Annotated in this window: 17 protein-coding genes; 3 read left to right on the top strand and 14 right to left on the bottom strand. The window is 60.9% G+C overall.

Features of this window, described 5'->3' with window-relative positions; all coding sequences use genetic code 11:
- Positions 1-29: 29 nt before the first annotated feature.
- Positions 30-1,322, bottom strand: a complete 1,293-nt coding sequence (hisD, locus tag ASD01_RS10680) for a histidinol dehydrogenase (RefSeq protein WP_060643938.1) — start codon at positions 1,320-1,322, stop codon at positions 30-32.
- Between the two features lie 404 nt (positions 1,323-1,726).
- On the opposite strand from hisD, the gene ASD01_RS10685 reads away from it, so the two are divergent.
- Together ASD01_RS10685 and ASD01_RS10690 are read left to right on the top strand one after the other, a co-directional pair.
- Positions 1,727-2,317 carry an alpha/beta fold hydrolase gene (locus ASD01_RS10685; protein WP_244495223.1) on the top strand — a complete coding sequence of 197 codons (591 nt, stop codon included), beginning with the start codon at positions 1,727-1,729 and terminating at the stop codon, positions 2,315-2,317.
- 30 nt (positions 2,318-2,347) lie between these two features.
- A complete protein-coding gene (locus tag ASD01_RS10690) occupies positions 2,348-3,505 on the top strand; it encodes a nuclear transport factor 2 family protein (RefSeq protein WP_060519150.1) in 1,158 nt (385 codons plus the stop codon).
- 310 nt (positions 3,506-3,815) lie between these two features.
- On the opposite strand, the gene ASD01_RS10695 is transcribed toward ASD01_RS10690, so the two are convergent.
- The 9 genes from ASD01_RS10695 to ASD01_RS10735 form a co-directional block, all read right to left on the bottom strand.
- Positions 3,816-4,799: a GlxA family transcriptional regulator gene (locus ASD01_RS10695; protein WP_082566342.1), complete on the bottom strand. Its 984-nt coding sequence runs from the start codon at positions 4,797-4,799 to the stop codon at positions 3,816-3,818.
- Positions 4,800-4,915: 116 nt separating this feature from the next.
- The gene (locus ASD01_RS10700) at positions 4,916-6,262 is read right to left on the bottom strand and encodes an NAD(P)/FAD-dependent oxidoreductase (protein WP_060519155.1); all 1,347 of its coding nucleotides are present in this window, start codon (positions 6,260-6,262) and stop codon (positions 4,916-4,918) included.
- A gap of 102 nt (positions 6,263-6,364) precedes the next feature.
- Complete coding sequence (locus ASD01_RS10705; protein ID WP_060519156.1) at positions 6,365-7,276, bottom strand: dihydrodipicolinate synthase family protein; 912 nt, start codon at positions 7,274-7,276, stop codon at positions 6,365-6,367.
- Positions 7,277-7,380: 104 nt separating this feature from the next.
- A complete protein-coding gene (locus ASD01_RS10710; protein ID WP_060582040.1) occupies positions 7,381-8,418 on the bottom strand; it encodes a quaternary amine ABC transporter ATP-binding protein in 1,038 nt (345 codons plus the stop codon).
- The gene (locus ASD01_RS10715) at positions 8,411-9,298 is read right to left on the bottom strand and encodes an ABC transporter permease (protein ID WP_060519200.1); all 888 of its coding nucleotides are present in this window, start codon (positions 9,296-9,298) and stop codon (positions 8,411-8,413) included. The genes ASD01_RS10710 and ASD01_RS10715 overlap by 8 nt, the downstream gene beginning before the upstream one ends.
- An 80-nt stretch (positions 9,299-9,378) precedes the next feature.
- Positions 9,379-10,380 (bottom strand): ABC transporter substrate-binding protein, encoded by a 1,002-nt coding sequence (locus ASD01_RS10720; protein ID WP_060643939.1) that lies wholly within the window; start codon positions 10,378-10,380, stop codon positions 9,379-9,381.
- 112 nt (positions 10,381-10,492) lie between these two features.
- Positions 10,493-11,839 carry an NAD(P)/FAD-dependent oxidoreductase gene (locus ASD01_RS10725; RefSeq protein ID WP_060582037.1) on the bottom strand — a complete coding sequence of 449 codons (1,347 nt, stop codon included), beginning with the start codon at positions 11,837-11,839 and terminating at the stop codon, positions 10,493-10,495.
- A 3-nt stretch (positions 11,840-11,842) separates the two neighbouring features.
- The gene (locus tag ASD01_RS10730; protein ID WP_060519162.1) at positions 11,843-12,727 is read right to left on the bottom strand and encodes a dihydrodipicolinate synthase family protein; all 885 of its coding nucleotides are present in this window, start codon (positions 12,725-12,727) and stop codon (positions 11,843-11,845) included.
- Between the two features lie 2 nt (positions 12,728-12,729).
- Positions 12,730-14,229, bottom strand: a complete 1,500-nt coding sequence (locus ASD01_RS10735) for an aldehyde dehydrogenase (RefSeq protein WP_060643940.1) — start codon at positions 14,227-14,229, stop codon at positions 12,730-12,732.
- 350 nt (positions 14,230-14,579) lie between these two features.
- On the opposite strand from ASD01_RS10735, the gene ASD01_RS10740 reads away from it, so the two are divergent.
- Entirely contained in the window at positions 14,580-15,293 is a 714-nt protein-coding gene (locus ASD01_RS10740) for a GntR family transcriptional regulator (protein WP_060519166.1), read from the top strand.
- A gap of 43 nt (positions 15,294-15,336) precedes the next feature.
- Here ASD01_RS10740 and ASD01_RS10745 read toward each other — a convergent pair whose 3' ends face one another.
- From ASD01_RS10745 to ASD01_RS10760, 4 genes are all read right to left on the bottom strand, one after another.
- On the bottom strand, positions 15,337-16,338 hold the full coding sequence (locus ASD01_RS10745) for an Ldh family oxidoreductase (protein WP_060519168.1): 1,002 nt from the start codon (positions 16,336-16,338) through the stop codon (positions 15,337-15,339).
- Between the two features lies 1 nt (position 16,339).
- Positions 16,340-18,325 carry an oxidoreductase gene (locus ASD01_RS10750; protein ID WP_060643941.1) on the bottom strand — a complete coding sequence of 662 codons (1,986 nt, stop codon included), beginning with the start codon at positions 18,323-18,325 and terminating at the stop codon, positions 16,340-16,342.
- Between the two features lie 122 nt (positions 18,326-18,447).
- Entirely contained in the window at positions 18,448-19,527 is a 1,080-nt protein-coding gene (locus ASD01_RS10755) for a quaternary amine ABC transporter ATP-binding protein (RefSeq protein ID WP_060582034.1), read from the bottom strand.
- Positions 19,520-20,407, bottom strand: coding sequence for an ABC transporter permease (locus tag ASD01_RS10760; protein WP_060519178.1), 888 nt, complete (start codon positions 20,405-20,407; stop codon positions 19,520-19,522). The genes ASD01_RS10755 and ASD01_RS10760 overlap by 8 nt, the downstream gene beginning before the upstream one ends.
- Between the last annotated feature and the right edge of the window lie 45 nt (positions 20,408-20,452).

Raw genomic sequence — 20,452 nt, forward strand, 5'->3', positions numbered from 1 at the left:
GGCTGCCCGGCGACGGGCAGCCATGAAAGTCAGGCCGAAGGCACTTGCAGCCGGTCGAGGCGAAGCTGTGCTGCGCGACGATGGCCCTCCAGGCTCTCGCTCGCGCTTTGGCGTGCGGCAGGTGGAGCCACGGCTTGCACACCGCGCTCATCCAGCCACTGATGGGTGGCGACCTTGACATAGGCGCCGACCCAGAGCCCGCCGGTGTAGCGCCCCGCCCCCATCGTCGGCAGGGTGTGGTTGGTGCCGCAGCACTTGTCGGAGTAGACGACGCTTGCCAGTTCACCGATGAAGAGCGAACCGTAATTGCGCAGCTTCGTTGCCATGTCCTGCGGATCGGTCGTGTGAACCTGCAGATGCTCGGCAGCGATATGATCCGAATAGGCGATCATGGCCGCCTCGTCGCTGCAGACGACGATTTCGCCATAATCGCGCCAGGCGTGCCCGGCAACACCGGCGGTTGAAAGGTCTTGCAGTTGACGCTCGACCTCCTTGAGCGTCGCTTCTGCGAGCGTCCGGTCGGTCGTGATTAGGCCGACACGCGTCCGCACGTCGTGTTCTGCCTGTGCGAGCAGGTCGGTGGCAATCATCACCGCATCACCGCTACTGTCCGCAACGATGAAAATCTCGGACGGTCCGGCTAGCTGGTCGATGCCGACCGGGCCGAAGACCTGACGCTTGGCCTCGTTGACGAAGGCGTTGCCGGGACCGACGATCTTGTTCACCGCCGGAACGGTCTGCGTGCCATAGGCCATGGCGGCGATCGCTTGAGCGCCACCGATGCGGAAGATGCGGTCAGCGCCCGAAAGGTGGCAGCCGGCGATCATCGCCTTGTGCGCGTTCGGCGGGAGGCAGGCGATGACCTCGTCGCAACCGGCGACCTTAGCCGGCACGATCGTCATGATCGGGGCCGAGAGTAGTGGATACCGTCCGCCGGGGACATAGCAGCCGACCCGCTCGATTGGGATCACCCTATGGCCAAGGTGCAAACCCGGGCGCAATTCGATTTCCAACGGCAAGATGGTGGCAAGCTGGGCCTCGGCGAATTTGCGCACGTTTTCGATGGCGAATTCGGTGTCGGCGCGCGTTTGCGGATCGAGTTCGGTCAGCGCCTCCTCGCGCTCCTGCGGGGTTACCTCAAAGACGGCGAGGTCGACCGAGTCGAATTTCTTGGAATAGTCCTGCACGGCGGCATCGCCGCGTTTGCGCACATCCGCGATGATTTGTGCGACCAGCCCTTCCACGGACGCACTGTCGCCGATTGAATCCCGTTCTGGTGCTTTGACATACTGGACGCCCTGCATCGGTGCCTTGATGGTCATGGCCTGTGTCTCCAATGAGCTGTTTTCTGTCTTCGATCACCGGCTTTGGGCGCAGTTTCCCCATCGCCGGAATCGGAGGATTCCGCCGCCAAAAGACGCCCCGAGGCGTTCGAATGATCGAGCACAATTGCTATTGCATACGTATTCAAAATCTGCCAGTCTTTTTTCCAGAACGACTTCACAATCTCCTTTGCCGCTGTTTGCGGTGGGTGTGGAGACCCTGGAGACGACGTGACGAAGCCTTCGGACGAAGCAAGAGGACGGCTCTCCTGATGACGAATGATCCGCGCGTGCCGCTCCTGTTGCTGCCCGGTACGGCCTGCGACGAAAGGGTCTTTGCGCCGCTTATCGAAGGACTTTGCGGCTATCCGTTTTTGATCGGGGACATGAGCGGGGCACGAACGATGCCCGGCCTCGCCGAGTCCGTGCTTGAAGCTGCGCCGCCGTTCTTTCACTTGGCCGGCTTTTCGCTCGGGGGTATTTGTGCTCTCGAGATGGTGGCTCAGCAGCCTGAGCGCATCGCCACGCTGGTGCTGATAGATACGACGGCTCGCCCTGATCCTCCGGCGAATGCCGCGGTCCGCTACCAGGCTGTGGAGCAGGCGCGAAACCTTGGCATGGAAAGCTACATCCAAAATGCATGGCCGCGATTGGTTGCGCCGATCAACCTTGAGACGGCTATGCTGCGTGAAACGATCGTTGCGATGGCCCGGGATTGCGGTGTCGAACGCCTCCACGCCCAGACGGAGGTCGCAATAAATAGGCGTGACAGCCGGCCGCGACTGGCTTCCATCACTCAAGCCACACTTGTGCTTGCCGGCGCGTGCGAACAGGTTTGTCCGCTCGAGGCGCAGCAGGAAATCGCCGACGGCATTCCAGATGCGGTGCTTCACCTCATCGAGGACGCCGGCCATTTCGCACCGCTTGAAAATTCCAAAGCTGTCGCGCGCCACGTCGGACGCTGGCTGACGGCTCACTCGGGTCCCCAATCCTAAACCTCATAAGATCGAATGGAAGGAAACATCATGAGCGAGGACGATACGAAGGCGGCCAAGGTTGCGGTGCAGAACCAGCGCAAGGAGGCGGTGGAACAAGTGCTCCAGGTGGAGCGCCGTGACTATCCCGAGCTTGCCCCGACCGGGCGGCCGCGCGGGCAGTCGTTGGACGGTTTTGACGAGATCTACACCGACATCGTCGACTACATCGTTCGCTGCACGCACCGGATCTGGGATGAACGCGATATCGGCCTGATTTATACGCACTACACCCACAACTGCGTGCTCTACGGCACGCTCGGCACGATCTACAATCGCGAGGACGTGGTGCGCGACACGATCCAGCGACTGGTCTCACTGCCTGAACGACGGGGCATGGCGACGCAGGTGCTCTGGCGCGGCAACGACGTCGACGGCTTCTACACTTCGCACTTGGTCACGGGTTCGGGCCGTCACACGCAGTACGGACATTATGGTGCCCCGACCGGGCGCACCTTCGTTTCACGCACGATTGCCGACTGCATGATCCATCGCAACAAGATCTACCGCGAATGGGTGGTGGCAGATACGATGGCGATCATCAAGCAGCTCGGCCTCGACCCGCACGCTTTTGCCGAAAAGCTGGCGAAGGCGTCGTTCGAAAAGGGACTGCTGTCGCTGGACATCGGCGAGAACCGCCGGTTGCTCGGCCAGTATCCGCCAGAAGCTGAGGCCGATGTCTCGATCGCCCACAACGACATCGAGGCTCACACGCTGCGCTGGCTGCACGAGATGTTCAACGGCCGCATGTTCGGTCGAATTAGGGATGTCTACGCCCCGACTTGCCAGTACCACGGCCCGCTGATGAAGGAGCTCTATGGTGTCGCCGCCGTGACCCATCAGCACCTTGGGCTCATCGGCTCGATACCCGATGCTTCCTTTACGGCGCAACATATCTGCTCCAATCCGTGCGAAGAAGGTGGCGTCAAGGTTGCCGTTCGATGGCTGATGGAAGGCCACCATCTCGGCTATGGCATCCTGCAGGAATTGGGCGAGCCCACCGGCGCTCGCCTGCAGGTGATGGGGATGACCCACTACCACTACAAGGAAGGCAAAATCGTCGACGAATGGAATGTCTACGACGAGCTTTCACTACTTGTGCAGGTTAAGCTGGCGGAGCTCTCCCGACATTCGGTCGCAGGCGAGTAGCAAGAGACCTCGTCGGGATCGAGGCCAACTCGGTTTGTGGCGAAGTCCACCGATGGTGACCTCCCCGGGAACGCCCGCAAAGGCCCCCGGGGCGGCTTGGGCCGCTTCTCCTAATGACAGGAGTTGCACTCCGTTCCCATTCAAGAGCTCGGAATTGCCATCCGAAGTTCCTGGGTTGGAGCGCCGATCTGCACTCCCTTCTTGATCTCGATGGTCAAGCGCCGGATTGACATCACTTTAGGTCAGCGAGCCTTGGTGCGTTGCGACGATGGCGCGGCACGAGGATTGCTGAGAGGGCGCCCTTGATGGCCTACGTCGTTTGCTGCGTTCTGAGACGGCTCGGTGTTTGTCCGTAGGCCTTCGCGAATATTCTGGAGAAGTGCCCGGCGCTCTCGAAGCCAACTTCCAGCGCGATCTCGATCAGCGACGCATTCGTCTGGGTGAGAAGATGTTTGGCGCGCTCCAGTCGAAACTTCCTGTAGGCGAGGGCAGGCGACATCTTTGTCTCTTCCATGAACAGGCGCTCAAGCTGGCGCCGAGATAGTCCGACGGAGGCTGCCAGCTCAGGGATCGAGATCGTATATTCGGTATGTTGTTCCATGATTATGAGGGCAGCGTTCAATCGGGGATCGTTGCTCTCGATCGCGAGCGGCCTTCGCGGCTGAACATGGAGATGCGTCCGTGCCTTGTCGATTTGCAGGACTTCGAGCGCATTCCGCTCGGCCTCCTTGCTGATGTGGACGCGCACGATATGGGCGGCCATGTCGGCCGCGCTGCTGCCGCCGGCACATGATCCGCGCGTTCGGTCCAGGTTGAAAAGGCGATCTGAACGAGCCTTGATATCTGGGAAACGTTCGCGAAATTTTTGATAGTGAAGCCAACTGACGCAAACATTGTGCCCCATCATCAGGCCGGCTTCAGCCAAGATGAAGGTGCCGGTACACACGCCGATCAAGGGTACCTTTTGCGCAGCCGCTTTCTTGATAAATCCGATCGTGTCGTCGTCGATCGGTTGCGCGCCGTTTAGCAAACCGCCGACCACGACGATGTAGTTGAACTGCGCTGGGTCAATGAGGCCTGATGTCGGAGCTACCTGCACACCGCAGCTTGAGGTGATGAGATGCCGTGTGTTGCCAAGCACCTGCCAGTCGGCACGGACGCGGCCGGATTTGTCGAGTTCGTCGCTTGCAAGCCGGAGCGTGTCGACGAAGAGAGCGAAGGCCGAGAGCGTGAACGACCGGGCGAGCACGAAGCCGATCTTGAGGCGGTCGGTTGCCGGTGCAGGGGATTTCATGGTCGTCATCGCATACCTACCTCGCTGCCGGTATTCTGGCTGGTTTGACCTTGTGGAGAGGCACGCTTTGAAATTTCATCCTGCCATCCCTCAAACGCGTGCCCTCAGCGGCTTTCTCATCCCTCGCGTCCAGCGCGCAATTCCTGCAAACGGATCACTGAATTTATTCCGAGCCAGGCAAATGGCTCGGGCGGGAGCCGGGTTGGGCCCCGGTGGTCCATGTATTCTTCGAGCTCCCGTGATCCCGTCCCTGTCGCAAGATCAGCGGCCATCATGCCGGCAAGGGTGCTCTTGACGGTACCAAGCCCATTTTCGCAGCAGGCGGAAAAGAGCCCATCGTCGATCTCGCCAAACGCCGGCACATGGTTGAGGCTGAGGCAAAGACGGCCTGCCCAACTGTGTTCGAACGGTACCTCCTTGAGGCCAGGAAACCTCGCATCCAGCGAGCGTCGGTGCGCTTGCGCCATTTTCGAGATGCGGTTTTGCGACAGGGCGACCGTGGTATCGTAGGTGTATTTGGTGCGGATAACGATGCGCGACTGACCATCGGTCGTGATTTTGCGCACAGTGGCTCCCATCGCATCTGCCGGGAGCAAAGCCCAACGATCCCGACCGGAAGCCTTGTGCCCGATATCGTCAGCTGGAAATGGCGCGGTCATCGAGGCGTAGGCGAAGATGTGTACCAGTCGCCTGCCGAAATGCCCGAAATCTTCCACATGGCCGTTGACCCCCAGAATGACCTTGGGAGCGCTTACTGATCCGCGTGCCGCCACCGCCGTCCAGATTCCGTTGTCGCGCCTAAGTGATGTCACGGGAGACCGCTCGAAGAAATCGACATGGTGCGACAGGCCGGCAGCGAACTGGCGCACGTATTCCGCCGGCTGGATCAGGACCGCGCCGGGGGTATAGAGGCCACCGAGGTAGTAGTTCGACCCGGTTATCTCCCGCATGTCGGAAGCGTCGAGGTACGCGTGCTTTTCGCCCGCCTGGCCGAGCGACTGGCCGAAACTCCTATTGAGCTTCATGCCGCGCGCCGTCGCGGCCGCATTGATCTTGCCGGCGGGATCAAAGGTCTCCTGCGACATTCCGTAGGCTTTCGCCGCTCGCTTGGCAAATTCGATGGCGTAACGGTTCTGGGCCATTTCTCGGCGCGTGATGTCAGCGGCCCCGCTCGAATATTCGCTCGATGACAGGTTGTGCGGAACGTCGATCATGTAGCCGGAGTTCCGGCCCGAGGTGCCCTTGCCAACTTCACTCGCCTCGAGAATGACGATCTTGTCGTCGGGATGCATTTCCAGCAGGCGGCGCGCCGCAGACAGCCCGGCAAAGCCGGCGCCGATGATCAGCCAGTCCGCGTTCACGTTACCGTCGAGACAGCGGACCGGAAACGAACGTTGACTGATTGCTTCCCAGCCGGAGATGCCGTTTTCCACGGGCAAACGTTTGACGGCGTGCGTAATCATCGGATCGTCTCGTTCATCAGGCGCAATTTGCTCGCTTCGAAGCCAACGGTGCGCCATTGAAGGCCCGCCGTGGTAACCCCGCGCTTGGCTGCGACCATCCGCTCATGCATGGCTGGTTCCCGAGCTGATTTGGGCGATGGTATGCTTCAAGGTGGCGATGATCGTTTCGAGCGCTTGTTTTTCTTCAGCGCCGAGCGGGCCGAGTGGCGCTCTGACCGGCCCAGCCGGCAGGCCGGCCAGTTCGCAGCCGTGCTTGATCGACTGCACGAATTTCCCGCATTCAAGAAAATCCATGAGCGGCAACATCGCCGTCATGATCGCTCGCCCCTTGTCGAAGTTCTTCTCGACCACGCAGGCCTCATAGAGGGCGACGTGTTCCTTCGGCAGAAAGTTGGAGCCGGCGCAGACCCAGCTCCTGGCGCCCCAGGCGAAGAACTCGAGCGCCTGATCGTCCCAGCCGCAGGAAAGCGCGATTTGAGGATACTTTCGGGCCAACAGGTGAAGATTGGCCATGTCGCCGGAACTTTCCTTGATGGCCACGACGTTTCTGGATGCGCACACGCGCGAGAAATACTCGTTCCCCATCATCACGCCCATGCGTGCCGGATAGTTATAGAGCATGATCGGGAGGTTAACTGCCTGGTCCACCGTCAAGGCGTGGATCGCGTTCTCCTCCTCCGTCGGCAATGCGTAAGGCGGTGATGATACGAGAATGGCGTCAGCGCCGATCTCTTTGGCTGCTTTGGCGAACGCCACGGAATCTTCCGTTCTCGTGGCCCCCGTCCCAACGATGAGCGGTAACCTTGAGCCGATTACATGCTTGGCGAGGGCGGCGAGGTCGAAACGTTCCTGGGCGCTCTGGGCATAGTATTCGCCGGTCGACCCGCCGATTATGATGCCGTGAACCCGAGCCTCGATGAGAGTTTCGAGCACAGCTGCAAAACCCTTTCGGTCGATTTGCCCGTCCTGTCCGATCGGCGTGATGGCGGGGGTGTAAATACCTTCGAACTTCATGACGTAACTCCATCTATAGGGCTGGCGTTTGGACGCGCGGCTTCTGCCGCGGGCGAGGCCTGGCCCGGTTTCCTTTGTTTTCGATGAGGTGGGTCTCCCGCCACTCAGTGCGGTGTTACGACCGCCGCGGCCAGCCGTTTCAGGTCGACGACACCGACAGGCATCCCGGCAGCATCGACCACCACCAGATCCTTGGCATCCTTGTGTGCCAGGATCTTGAGGGCGGCTTCAATTGTGCTTCCCGCACTCAGCGTCGCGCCATTGACTGCGTGATCTGCATCGACCGGCGCCATGACGGCTTCGACGTGAACGACCCGGCCACGGTTCACCTCCTTGACGAAGTTGGCGATGTATTCGTCAGCGGGTCTAAGAACGATATCCTGACTGGTGCCCTGCTGGATGACCTCGCCGTCGCGCAGGACGGCGATCTGATCGCCCAATCGTAGTGCTTCGTCGAGGTCATGGGTTATGAAGACGATGGTTTTCTTGATCTCCTTTTGCAGATCGAGAAGAACCGTCTGCATGTCCATGCGGATCAAAGGGTCGAGGGCCGAATAGGCCTCGTCCATCAGCAGGACCGGCGCATCGTTGGCAAGAGCACGCGCGAGACCAACACGTTGCTGCATGCCGCCGGAGAGCTGATTGGGATATTTGCTTTCAAAGCCCTTGAGCCCCACACGCTCGATCCATCGCATGGCGATGTCGACACCTTTCGCGCGCTCGAGGCCCTGAACCTCAAGGCCATAGAGCGTATTGTCGAGAACGTTGCGATGGGGGAGCAACGCAAACTTCTGGAACACCATAGCGGTCTGGTGGCGTCGGAATTCGCGCAGTTCGGCTTCGTTCATCTTGACGACGTCGGCGCCGTCAACGAGCACTTCGCCGGCCGTCGGATCGATCAAGCGGTTGATGTGCCGAATGAGTGTCGATTTGCCCGAACCCGACAGGCCCATAATCACCTGGATGCAGCCGGAGGGGATTTCGATGTTGATATCGCGAAGCCCAAGGACATGTCCGTGGCGCTCGTTGAGTTCTGTCTTCGTCAGGCCTCTTTTTACCGCATCGACATGGGTCGCGGCGTTCGGTCCGAAGATCTTGTAGAGGTGGCGGATCTTGATGCCGCCGAACTTGGTGTCAGCCATGGACGATCTCCCGATGCTTCTGCAGTCTCTCGCCATAGGCCTGACTGACCCGATCGAAAATGATAGCAATGCCGACGATCGCAAGGCCGTTGAAGATGCCAAGCGTGAAGTACTGGTTGGCAATCGCCTTCAGCACCGGCTGGCCGAGGCCCTGAACGCCGATCATCGAGGCGATGACCACCATGGCGAGCGCCATCATGATCGTCTGGTTGATGCCGGCCATGATCGTCGGCAAGGCGAGCGGCAGTTGCACGTTCTTGAGCTTTTGCCATCCCGATGACCCGAAGGCGTCGGCAGCCTCCAGCACATCCTTGTCGACGAGGCGGATGCCGAGATTGGTGAGCCGGATCATTGGCGGGATGGCGTAGATGACGACGGCAATCAGCCCCGGCACCTTGCCGATGCCAAGCAGCATGACGACCGGGATCAAATAGACGAAACTCGGCATGGTCTGCATCACGTCGAGGATCGGATTGACGATGTTCTGAAACCGATCCGAACGGGACATGACGATGCCGATCGGAATGCCGATGGCGATCGACAGCACGGTGCAGACGAAGATCATCGAGACCGTCTTCATCGTGTCGTCCCACATGTCGAAGTAGCCGATGGCCAGCAGGGTCACGAGACAACCAAACACGACCTTGAGGTTTCGGCTCGCCCCCCACGCGATTGACAGGATGATGATGAGAATGATCGGCCAGGGCGTCAGCGTCATAAAGCGCTCCGCGGCGATCAGAAAGCTTTGGAGAGGCGAAAAGAAGCCCTCTATGGCATCGCCATAGGCGCGCGTGAACGCGCGAAAACCTTCGTCGATCGCTTTCTTCAACGCGCGAAGAGCGTCATCGTCCATATGCGGAAATTTGTAGAGCCATTCCACGGCGCTCTCCTCCTCCAACAGCCAATTCCGTCTTTCAAATGACTGCGGGCGGCGGCCAAAAGGCGCCGCCCGCACACTGACTAGAGGGCCGATTTGATCTTTTCGGCCGCTTCCGGGGAGACCCACTTCGACCAGATGGCTTCGTTTTCTTCGAGGAAGTGCTTGGCGCCTTCCTCACCGCTTGCCTGATTGTCCGTCATCCACGCCATCAGCTTGTTGACGGTTTCGTTGCTCCAGGATCGCTTCTGCAGGTAGTCCATGACCTCAGGGCCAACTTTTTCCGAGAACGGCTTGGCAACCAGTGTGACGATCGTATCGATGGGCCAGGCATTCGGCTTCGGGTCCGGGCATTCCGCCACGGTGTTGCATCGCTTCCATTCGGCGGCATCGTGCGGCACGCCATAATCGAGTTTCACCATCTCGTACTTGCCAAGCAGCGCGGTCGGTGCCCAGTAGTAACCGACCCAGCCTTCCTTGCGCTCGTAGGCCTTCGCGATCGAACCATCGAGCCCGGCCGCCGAGCCGGTGTCGATCAGGTCCCAGCCGGCCTTCTGCGCTTCAAACCCCTTGTAGAATTGAGCCGTCACCACGGTGCCGCCCCAGCCCTGCGGACCGTTGAAGATCGCGCCCTTGCTTGCGTCTTCGGGATCGGGAAAGAGATCCGGATGTTTCAAAAGATCGGGAATGGTCTTGATGTCCGGATGGGCGTCGGCGAAGTACTTCGGGATCCACCAGCCTTGGACGCCGCCATCGGGTAAGGGCGATCCGACCTTGATGATCCGACCTTCATCCGTGCCTCTCTTCACGACATCGGGAAGCAGGTCAATCCAGGCTTCAGGAGCGATGTCCGGTTGCCCTTTTTCGGCCATGGAGGTGATCGTCGGCACGGTGTCACCGATGGTGATCTCGGCACTGCAACCATACCCCTCATTGAGGATGAATTTGTCGAGGTTCGACAGTACCTCGGCGCTCTGCCAGTTCATGCTGGCGATGGTTACGCTTCCGCACTCGGCGGCATGCGACGCTGACGCTCCCCCTAGCAGGCCGAACATCAGGCAGGTCGATGCAAGCAGCTTTTTCATCTCTTCCGTTCCCTTTTTTGGCGGCGTGTTTCCTCAAAGCCGGAGGGCCGCGACCACCGACTTCCGTTATCCTAGGGCCGACTGAAGCCCTCAACCGGCGGCGAAGACCGCTTTATTCACCGCCGGCGCGCCACTCTCGAAATGCGAGATTGGCTTTGGCCCCGATCGTTCGGAAAGGCTGACGTGGCAGCGCTTTTGGCGCGTCAAAGCGCGAGAAGATTTCGGCCAGACGTGATTTGACGCCAAGCAGCAATTCCGCTGCAGCGATGCCGTTCGCCGTGGCCTTCGTTGCGCCGACACCGTTGCATCCGCACGCCGCAAACATACCGGGTTCGATCTCGCCGAAAGCGGGTACCGAATTCCATGTCAGCGCCATTGCTCCCCCCCATCGAAACTCCATCGGTATGTCTGTCAAAGAGGGAAATCGTGCATGGTACTTCTGATCATGCTTGGCGCCCGCGCGCCTCAGAGTTCCTGCGCCCGCTTCAATGTTGTGGTGATAGGTATAGCGCGAGCGAACAAGGATGCGGTCGCCACCCCGGCCTTGAATGCGCCGGACAGTTGTGCCCATCGGAAGTGCCGGCGTCGCGGCCCATTTGCGCTGACCCTGCAACCGGCCTGGGTCGAACTCCCGCGTCATCGAGGCAAAGGTGAACACGTGGAGAAGCTGGCTCTTAAAGAAGCCAAAGCTCGCCGCATGGCCATTGTTCGCAAGGATGATCCGGCCTGCGCTGAGCGATCCTTGAGGTGTCTTGACGTGCCACCCGTGGCCGGTGTTTTCCAACAGTATGGCGGGGGTATTTTCATAGATCCTTGCGGGTTCGCGCAGGCTATCAGCTACGCCGCGAATATAGGCCGCCGGCTGCACCATGATGGTTCCCGGGGTAAAGAGCGCTGACGTATAGGTGTTCGTGCCCGTCACTTCGGCGATTTCGCGCGCATTGAGCAGCTGATACTTTTCGTCGAGTTTCACGAGCCCCTTGGCATAGTCGACCAGATGCTGGTCTCCCTCATCGCTGATGGCGACGCTGTAGCGTCCACACCGATCGAAGATTTCTGCCCCCCAGCCTTGTTCCTGTGCAACTGCATCGGCAAGAGCGATGGCGGTCCGGCTGATTTCGATGGCCCCGCGACTTTTGGCAGCCGAATCCCCGCCGTAATCTTCAGAAGAGACCTCATGCGGCAAGTCGATGATGAAGCCTGAATTTCGACCCGCCGCGGCCTCTCCGATAGTGCCGGCCTCAAGGACCGCGACATGAAGTGTCGGGTCGAGCTCCATGATCCTGCGTGCAGCGGAGAGACCCGCGAACCCGCCGCCGATGATGACGACGTCGGCAGTGGTGTGTCCCTCAAGCCGAGGTTTTGCCTGACGGGGAGGAAGCATGGCCACCCACCCGGAAACGCCCGTATTCTTCGGGAGCCTCGATGCGACAAAGACCTTTTTCGAGGGGGTGCTCACGGCTCAGGCTTCCCGTTCGATCAGGCTGCCGAGAGCAGCGCGGATGGTTTCCGTTCGGTGATCAGGCAGCGTACGGAGCGGCTTGCGTGGCGCTCCGGCACCAAAGCCGGTGAGTTCGGCGGCGGCATAAACCGACTGCACGTAGTCGCCTTCCCAGATGAGCGACATCGCCGGTTCAAGCAGGGACCAAATCTGGCGCGCCTTGGCCCATTCGCCGGCGGTTGCGGCTGCGACCAGCGCGAGGGCGGTGCGCGGCGCAAAGTTGGCGCCACCCCAGATGAGACCGCTCGCTCCTGACCAGAGCGCGAAGGGGACCAGGTGGTCGGCGCCGTTCATGACCGGAAGGCCGGTACGAATGAGCGATGCCTGCTTGCCGAGATCGCCGCTCGAGTCCTTGACAGCGCAGAAGTTCGGGATCGCGCAAAGCTCCTTGAGAAGTTCAGGCGTCACGGTCACGCCGACGGCGTGCGGGACGTTGTAGCCGATGACCGGAAGGCCGGCGGCTGCCACCTCTGTGTAGAAGTCAATGATGCCTTCATCGTCCGTCGGCCCTTCAAAGAAGGGCGGCAGGACCATGACGCCGTCGACGCCGCAATCGGCCGCGAACGTCGTCCGCTCGACCACGTCGGCCGTCAGCAGAGCCGAGGTTTGGGCGATCACTTTGGCTCGGCCGTTGATGATCCTTGAGCCGCGCCGCACGAGTTCCTTTGATTCCTCCTTAGTTAGATACACATGCATGCCGGTGCCTGAACTCAACACAAAGCCGGGCACGCCGAGCGCGAGGTAGCGCTCGATATTCTGCTCGAGCTTGGCGTAGTCGATGCGGCCTTCCGCGTCGAAGGGCGTTGCGATTGCGAGGTTCAGTCCTGGAAACGGAAAGCTGGTCATGATTAGAGGTCCGCGGTTTCGTCGTCATTGAGATCGAGCCAGATGGTCTTGAGCTGGGTGTATTGGTCATGGGCGTGGACGGAATTGTCGCGCCCGCCGAAACCGGACTGCCTGTAGCCGCCGAACGGTGTGGTGATATCGCCCTCGCCGAAGGAGTTGACCGTGACGGTGCCGGCACGAAGAGCGCGGGCGGCGCGCATGGCGCGCTTGCCGTTTCCGGTGAAGACGGAGGCCGTCAGGCCGTACTCCGTCTCGTTGGCGATCGCGACCGCCTCTTTCAGGTTGTCGACCGTGATGACCGTCAGTATCGGTCCAAAGATTTCTTCCTTCGCATGCCGGGCGGCGTTACTTTCGACCTCGACGATGGTCGGGTGAACGAAGCGGCCCTTGCTGGTTTCGCCGCCGTGAAGAACCTTCACTCCATCGCCGAGGTAGCTTGCAACTTTCCGGTAGTGCGCCTCGGAGACGAGGGGGCCGACACGGTTGTCGGGATCCAGCGGATCACCGACGTGCCAGTTCTTCACCTCGGAGACGATCTTGTCGAGCAGCTTACCCTTGATGGCAGAGTGGACGATCAGTCGGGAAATGGCCGAACAATTCTCGCCCATGTTCCAGTAGGCGCCGTTGACGATATGAGCGGCCACCGCGTCCAGGTCGTCGGCGTCGTCCATGACGATAGAGGGGTTCTTTCCGCCCATCTCGAGGACGACTTCCTTGAGGTTGGACTCGGAGGAATATTTGAGGAAGCGGCGGCCGGTTTCGGTCGAACCCGTGAACGATACGGCATCGACATCCATGTGCCGGCCGATCGGCTCGCCGACCTGCGAGCCGGAGCCTGTCACCACGTTGAAGACGCCGGCCGGAATGCCGGCCTCGAGCGCCAGTTCAGCCACCCGAAGCGCCGTCAGCGACGTCTCGGCCGCCGGTTTGACCACCCGGCTGCAGCCGGCGGCAAGCGCTGGACCGATCTTCCAGGCGAGCATGAGGAGTGGGAAGTTCCACGGCAGAACCAGCCCGACAACACCCACGGGCTCGCGAACGACAAGCGCGATGTGGTCGTTCGAGGCCGGCGAGACCTGATCGTAGATCTTGTCGATCGCTTCCGCATGCCAGCGCAGGCAGTTGACGGTCTCGGGCACGTCGACAGTCTGGCAATCGAGGATCGTCTTGCCGCTGTCCAGGCTCTCCATGACGGAGAGCTCGACTAGATTGTCCTCGATGAGCTGGGCAAGGCGAAGAAGTACCTGCTTGCGGGCGGCTGGGTGCTGCTTCGCCCAGCCGCCGTCGGCGAACGACTGCCGCGCACTTGCGACGGCTGCGTCGACGTCCTCGGGGCCGCAGGCGGGCAAGTCCGCGAGTTTCTCTCCTGTGGCAGGATTGGTCGTCGCAAACGTGCGTCCAGATCTCGCCTCGACCGAGCGGCCGTCGATGATAGCCTTTGAAGGGAGGGTCAGTTTCGACGCGATTTTCTCGTACTGCGCCCTGGTCAGAAGTTCCGTCATTCGTCTGCTCCCATCAATTCGAAGATCATACGCAGCGCTCGACCTGGCTCGACGCTCCTGTCGGCTGTCTCGTTTCGTCTGCATAATACAATAGATAGACATTTGATCTACTGTCAATAGACACGTGAAGTGCGATGGTATTGTAGCCGCGGCGGCGCCGCTTGCGGAGCGAGCGGTGATAACCGAACATGCGATAAGGATTGGCGCGCGCGGGCAGCCGGCCGGACCTTGCGCATCTTCTGAAGAGCGGGCAAAAGGAGCCATGTGGTCACAGGGCAGAGTCGCCGAAAATCGAAATACGTTGACCGGTCTACCTTTTGTAGACAAGATACGCTCAAAAGGAGTTTATCATGGCGCACAATCAAAGCTCACCTGAAGCAGGCGTTGGCCCGGATCGAAAGGCTGCGCTGAACCACACCTTGCGCCACCGTATCCTGACAATGCAGATAGCGCCGGGATCGGTTCTGGACGAAGTGGCGTTGAGCGAGGAATTTGGACTGTCCCGCCCTCCGGTGCGCGAAGCGATGCGGCAGCTCGCGGGGGAAGGGTTCATCGAACTTGAGGCGAACCGGCCGGCTCGCGTGACCTCAATGAGCTACCAATCCCTTCGTGATTTCTTTTTGATCGCCCCGATGATCTATGTCGCGGCCACGCGGCTGGCCGCCGAACATGCGTCGAAGGCAGATATCGCGGGCCTGCGTGAGATACAGGACAGCTTTCGCGACGCGGTTCACAGCAATGACGTCGACGGGCGCGTCTTCTACAATGACAAATTTCACCTTCGGGTCGGCGAGATCGCGAACAATGCGTACGTGCTTCCGAGCCTTCGCCGGCTGCTGATCGATCATGCGCGTATCGGCAAGATTTTCTACAGGCCGAGCAACGCGCGCATGTTGGAGGAGCTGCACGAGGCGTCGCGCCAGCACGACGAAATCATCGATGCAATAGCGAACCACGATCCTGACCGGGCGGAGGCGTTGATCCGCGCACACCTCGATCTATCGCGCAAGAACATGGCGATGTATGCCGCCCCGGAAGGGATGGCGATATCTCTTGGTGTGTAACATATCCGGGCCTCCGGTGTTCTTACGGTAGCCCGCCGGACGATTAATGCTCATTCGACGCGAAACGATCGATGGCGTCGAAGACAGCGCGGGACATGCGCAATGGTTGCTCCGGCGAGCCAGGTGGCCTGCCGCTGACGCCCGGGACGTGAACGCCGAGCTTCTCCAGCCGCCGGATTTGGTCGTGTGCGCGGGCGATGTGGTCGCTCCCTTCCGGGCCCGGCATCATCGCAAACACCGTCAGCCCGACAGCGGGAGAGGTTTCACCCGTTCTGAAGCTTGGCGTGTCCAGAGACCAGGAACCGCCGGAAAGACCGGCCGACAGCATTTCGACGAGGAGCGCGACGTTCGCACCCTTGCGGCCACCGAAGGGTAGCAGCGCGCCTAAGAGTGCCTTTTCGGCGTCCCGGGTATCGGCGCCTTCGTTGTCGACCGCCCATCCTTCCGGGATTTCTCGCCCCTCGGCGGCGGCGGCGGCAATGTTGACGTAGGCAGTCGCGCTTGACGATTGGTCGACGATGAGTGGCGGCGCGTTGGCGCCGAGCGGAAATCCGAAGGCGATGGGGTTCGTGCTGTAGACAGCCGGTCCTCCTGCCTTCGCTACGACCATGGCATTCGCGTTGGTCGCCGCAAGACCGCCCAGGCCTTCCAGCGCGAGCCTGCGCACGTAGTAACCGAGCTCGCCCGTTGTATAGCTGTTCTTTTGGGTGAAGAGCGCGATCCCGAAGTTGCGGGCAGCATCCACGAAATCGCGGAAGGCAAGGTCGAAACCGAGCTGCGCGATGCCTCGGTCGGCATCGCAGGTGATGTGAGCGGGGAAGGGGCGCGTGGCGGCCGGCGTGGGATCGCAATTGATGCGCCCCTCGCGAAAACTGTTCAGATAATCGACGAGGTGCGGAAACCCGACCGCGCTCGGGCCGAAGCGGGCGGCCGACACTGTTGCGTCCACGAGCGATCGGGCGCTCGCCGGATTGGCGCCGGCACCAAGGCAAGCTCTCATCGCCAGATCTTCTGCTTGCCTCTGGTTGAGTTCGACCTCTTCCATCTCAGATCTCCAGTCCCGCTTTCCTACCCTCATAAAACGCATAGGGTGCCTGCCGCGGTGCGGCGCAATCGCCGATCTGGCGCGTAGCGATACCGCGTTCGGCGAGCCCCGGCATCAGCCAGTCGGCCGGGGCATTCGTGGTGGCCGTCACCAAGGCATCCGCGTCGATGAAGCGACACTCTCCCGTGGTGTGGTCGACGATGGTCGCGCCGTTGCCGTGCCATTCGATGACGCTGGCTTCGACGATCCATGTGACGCCGAGTTTCCTGAGCGCCTGCCGCATCGGAACGTCGGCTGCGGTTCGCTGCAGCTCCTTGCCGACGAACGGGTCGGGCGTCAGGAGCGCCACCTCGTGGCCCTCCTCGGCGAGCTTCCAGGCGGTGCCGCAGCCGCGCCAGCCGCCGCCTTCATCCAAAAGCAGAACGCGCTTGCCCGGCCTTGCCTGCCGCGCCATGACGGCTTCGACTGTGAAGACGTTACCCTTCGCCAGGCCCGGCATCGCCTCGACCGCCGGCAGCGCTTTCTGGAACACCGTCTCCGGCGAATAGGAGCCGGTGGCGACGATGACACGCCCGAACTCGGAAGGATCGATGTCCTCGGCCTCGACATAGGAGTTGAGGCGAACCTCTACACCGAGTTTTTCGAGCTGGCGCTCATACCAGGCGATGAGATCGAGGATCTGGGCCCTTCGTGGCTGCATGCCTGCGAGCAGGAAGTTACCGCCGAGCCGGTTCGACGCCTCGGCGAGCGCGACTTCGTGGCCACGCTCGGCGGCCACCCGGGCGGCCTCCAGTCCGGCTGGGCCGCCACCGATGACCAGCACGCGCTGGGGATCGCTGGTCTTGAAAAAGCGGTCGCCGTTCCATTCGGCCTCGCGGCCGACGGACGGGTTGATCAGACAGCTGATCCAGTAGTCGCGCGACCGGCGTCCCCAGCACATCTGATTGCACGAGATGCAGCCGCGAATGTCCTCCGGGCGATCTTCGGCCGCCTTCGTTGCAAGATGCGGATCAGCGATCTGCCCGCGCACGATCGAAACGAGGTCGGCTGCTCCCTGGCTGAGCACCGATTCGGCGTTTTCGGGGGTGCGGATGTGGCTTTCGGCGATCACAAGCGCGTTCTTGACGACACTCCGCAGGACTGAAGCGAGATCGGCGCCAAGTTTCTCCGGATAGAGGAACGTCGGCATCAGCTTGTAGAAATCGAGGTAGCCGCCAGAGCCGCAGGTGACATAATCGATAAGGCCCAGTTCGTCGTGCAGGCGGATGATTTCGGCAAGCTCGTCGCGTTGAAGCGCAACCTTCACGTCCGGTTCGTCACTGACGGCAAGGCCGACAATGAAATCCGGCCCGCAGACGTGCCTGATCCGCGTCAGGATTTCCCGAGACATCCGCGTGCGGTTTTCAAGCGAACCGCCCCACTGATCGTCGCGCCGATTGCACCATGGCGTCCAGAATTGGTCGACCAAACCGAGATAGGCAGCCCATACTTCGACGCCGTCAAAGCCGGCGTCCCGACAGCGACGTGCCGCCGCAACGAAGCCATCGTTCGTTTCCAGGATTTCCGCTTCGGTCATCGGATGCGAGCCGTCGCTGTCATGATAGCTCGGCCCGCCCGAAGGCGACCAATGCGGATGGAACGAATTGTCGGAATCCCCATGCGCTCCGACGTGATAGAGCTGCTGGATCGCTATGGCTCCATGCCCTTTGATCGCCTCGACCACCTTCTTGAAATGGGGGATGACACTGTCATCGGAGTGGCGAAAATTGCCGCGAGTTAAAACGGCTGCGGCATGGACGGGCATGGGTTCGACGACGATCATCGCGGCGCCGCCGATCGCTCGTTCCCGGTAATAGGCGGTATGTCGTTCGGTCGGCAGACCCTCGACCGCCATGTTCGCCGTGTGCGCGCCGAACACGATCCTGTTCTTCAGCGTGTGGGACCGCAGTTTGAGAGGGGAAAACAGCCGAGGAAATTTCTTGGACATGGCGCAACTCCTGGCGGGGAGGGGTCGGGACTGGAATGGAATGAGGGAGGAGCCACCCTTGGCGCTTTTCCGGGCGGAGGACCGGCCGCCCGGAGGAATGGCATTCGCCGGCCGATCCGCGCTTACGCCGCGTTGGCCGCGATTGCCATTGCGCGATCGTTCGTCTCGTGCGCATTGACCATGGCGCCCGCGAGCTGGCGGAAGGTGACAGTGCCGAGAGGCATTCCGGACGGATCGACGACGGTGATATCACCTTCGGGTGCAGAGGCGAGCGTACGGACCGCTTCTTCGATTGTGAGATCGGCGGCAATCCGTTGCCCACTGTCGGCTGCAGTTGCGCCAAGCGGTGCCATGATCGCCTCCACATGGACAACGCGGCCCCGGTTCACCTCCTTGACGAAATTGGCGACATAGTCGTCGGCAGGCCTCAGCACGATATCCTGGCTCGTGCCCTGCTGGATGACCTCGCCGTCGCGCAAAATGGCAATCTGGTCACCGAGCCTCAGCGCTTCGTCGAGGTCGTGGGTGATGAAGACGATCGTCTTTTTAATCTCCTTCTGCAGGTCCAGAAGCACCGTCTGCATGTCCGTGCGGATGAGAGGATCGAGGGCTGAATAGGCCTCATCCATCAAAAGCACCGGTGCGTCGTTGGCAAGCGCGCGGGCGAGCCCGACGCGCTGCTGCATGCCGCCGGAGAGCTGATTGGGATACTTGTGCTCGAAGCCCTTAAGTCCAACCCGTTCCAGCCAGCGCATGGCAGTATCGATGCTTTGTGCGCGCGCTACGCCCTGGATTTCAAGGCCGAAGATCGTGTTGTCGAGCACGCTTCGATGCGGAAGCAGCGCGAACTTCTGGAACACCATGGCGGTCTGGTGGCGGCGGAACTCGCGCAGTTCCGCCTCTGGCATCTTCACCACATCGACGCCGTCGACGAGAACTTCGCCGGCCGTCGGATCGATCAGCCGGTTGATATGCCGGATGAGCGTCGACTTGCCCGAGCCGGAAAGCCCCATGATCACCTGGATCGAGCCCGACGGCATCTCGATGTTGATGTCGCGAAGGCCGAGCACGTGCCCGTGACGCTCGTTCAGTTCGGTCTTGGTGAGGCCGTTCCTAACCGCCTCGACATGAGCCCCGGCATTCGGTCCGAAGATCTTATAGAGATGGCGGATTGCGATGCCGCCGAAAGCGTGCTCAGCCATGGACCACCTCCCGGTGCTTCTGCAATCGTTCGCCATAGGCCTGGCTGACCCGGTCGAACATGATGGCGATGCCGACGATCGCAAGACCATTGAAGATACCGAGCGTGAAGTACTGGTTGGCGATCGCCTTCAGTACGGGTTGGCCAAGACCCTGAACACCGATCATCGAGGCGATGACGACCATGGCAAGCGCCATCATGATCGTCTGGTTGATCCCTGCCATGATGGTCGGCAGCGCAAGCGGGAGCTGCACCTTGAAGAGCTTCTGCCGGTTGTCGGCGCCGAAGGCATCGGCCGCCTCCAGTACGTCCTTGTCGACCAGGCGAATGCCGAGATTGGTGAGCCGGATCATCGGCGGGATCGCGTAGATGACGACGGCGATCAGGCCCGGCACCTTGCCAATGCCGAGCAGCATGACGACGGGGATCAGGTAGACGAAGCTTGGCATGGTCTGCATAACGTCGAGCACCGGGTTGACGACCCGCTGGACCCTGTCGGAGCGCGACATGAGAATGCCGATCGGCAGGCCGATCGCGATCGACAGGATCGTGCAGACGAAGATCATCGAGATCGTCCGCATCGTATCGTCCCACATGTCGAAGTAGCCGATGAGCAACAGCGTCACGAGACAGCCGGCGGCGATGCGAATGCTTCTGGTCGCTGACCAGGCGATGGCGAGGATGAGGAGCGTGATGATCGGCCAGGGCGTCTTGGTCATGAACCGTTCAGAAGCGATTAGAAAATGCTGGAGCGGCGCGAAGAAGCCCTCGATCAGATCACCGTAGTTTCGGGTAAAGCCGCGAAACGTTTCGTCGATGACTTTCTTGAGGTTTCGAAGCGCGTTGTCGTCCATGCTGGGAAATTGATAAAACCAGTCCATTCGGTTCCCCTTCTCGAAAGAGCCGACGCGTTCTTGTTGTTATGT

The organism is Ensifer sp. Root423 (assembly GCF_001426275.1).
Classification (GTDB): Bacteria; Pseudomonadota; Alphaproteobacteria; order Rhizobiales; family Rhizobiaceae; genus Ensifer; species Ensifer adhaerens.

Bases quoted from the DNA above. Each gene is read 5' to 3' on its own strand.
- hisD (WP_060643938.1), bottom strand. From the start codon at position 1,322: ATGACCATCAAGGCACCGATGCAGGGCGTCCAGTATGTCAAAGCACCA.
- ASD01_RS10685 (WP_244495223.1), top strand. From the start codon at position 1,727: ATGCCCGGCCTCGCCGAGTCCGTGCTTGAAGCTGCGCCGCCGTTCTTT.
- ASD01_RS10690 (WP_060519150.1), top strand. From the start codon at position 2,348: ATGAGCGAGGACGATACGAAGGCGGCCAAGGTTGCGGTGCAGAACCAG.
- ASD01_RS10695 (WP_082566342.1), bottom strand. From the start codon at position 4,799: ATGAAATCCCCTGCACCGGCAACCGACCGCCTCAAGATCGGCTTCGTG.
- ASD01_RS10700 (WP_060519155.1), bottom strand. From the start codon at position 6,262: ATGATTACGCACGCCGTCAAACGTTTGCCCGTGGAAAACGGCATCTCC.
- ASD01_RS10705 (WP_060519156.1), bottom strand. From the start codon at position 7,276: ATGAAGTTCGAAGGTATTTACACCCCCGCCATCACGCCGATCGGACAG.
- ASD01_RS10710 (WP_060582040.1), bottom strand. From the start codon at position 8,418: ATGGCTGACACCAAGTTCGGCGGCATCAAGATCCGCCACCTCTACAAG.
- ASD01_RS10720 (WP_060643939.1), bottom strand. From the start codon at position 10,380: ATGAAAAAGCTGCTTGCATCGACCTGCCTGATGTTCGGCCTGCTAGGG.
- ASD01_RS10730 (WP_060519162.1), bottom strand. From the start codon at position 12,727: ATGACCAGCTTTCCGTTTCCAGGACTGAACCTCGCAATCGCAACGCCC.
- ASD01_RS10735 (WP_060643940.1), bottom strand. From the start codon at position 14,229: ATGACGGAACTTCTGACCAGGGCGCAGTACGAGAAAATCGCGTCGAAA.
- ASD01_RS10740 (WP_060519166.1), top strand. From the start codon at position 14,580: ATGGCGCACAATCAAAGCTCACCTGAAGCAGGCGTTGGCCCGGATCGA.
- ASD01_RS10745 (WP_060519168.1), bottom strand. From the start codon at position 16,338: ATGGAAGAGGTCGAACTCAACCAGAGGCAAGCAGAAGATCTGGCGATG.
- ASD01_RS10750 (WP_060643941.1), bottom strand. From the start codon at position 18,325: ATGTCCAAGAAATTTCCTCGGCTGTTTTCCCCTCTCAAACTGCGGTCC.
- ASD01_RS10755 (WP_060582034.1), bottom strand. From the start codon at position 19,527: ATGGCTGAGCACGCTTTCGGCGGCATCGCAATCCGCCATCTCTATAAG.
- ASD01_RS10760 (WP_060519178.1), bottom strand. From the start codon at position 20,407: ATGGACTGGTTTTATCAATTTCCCAGCATGGACGACAACGCGCTTCGA.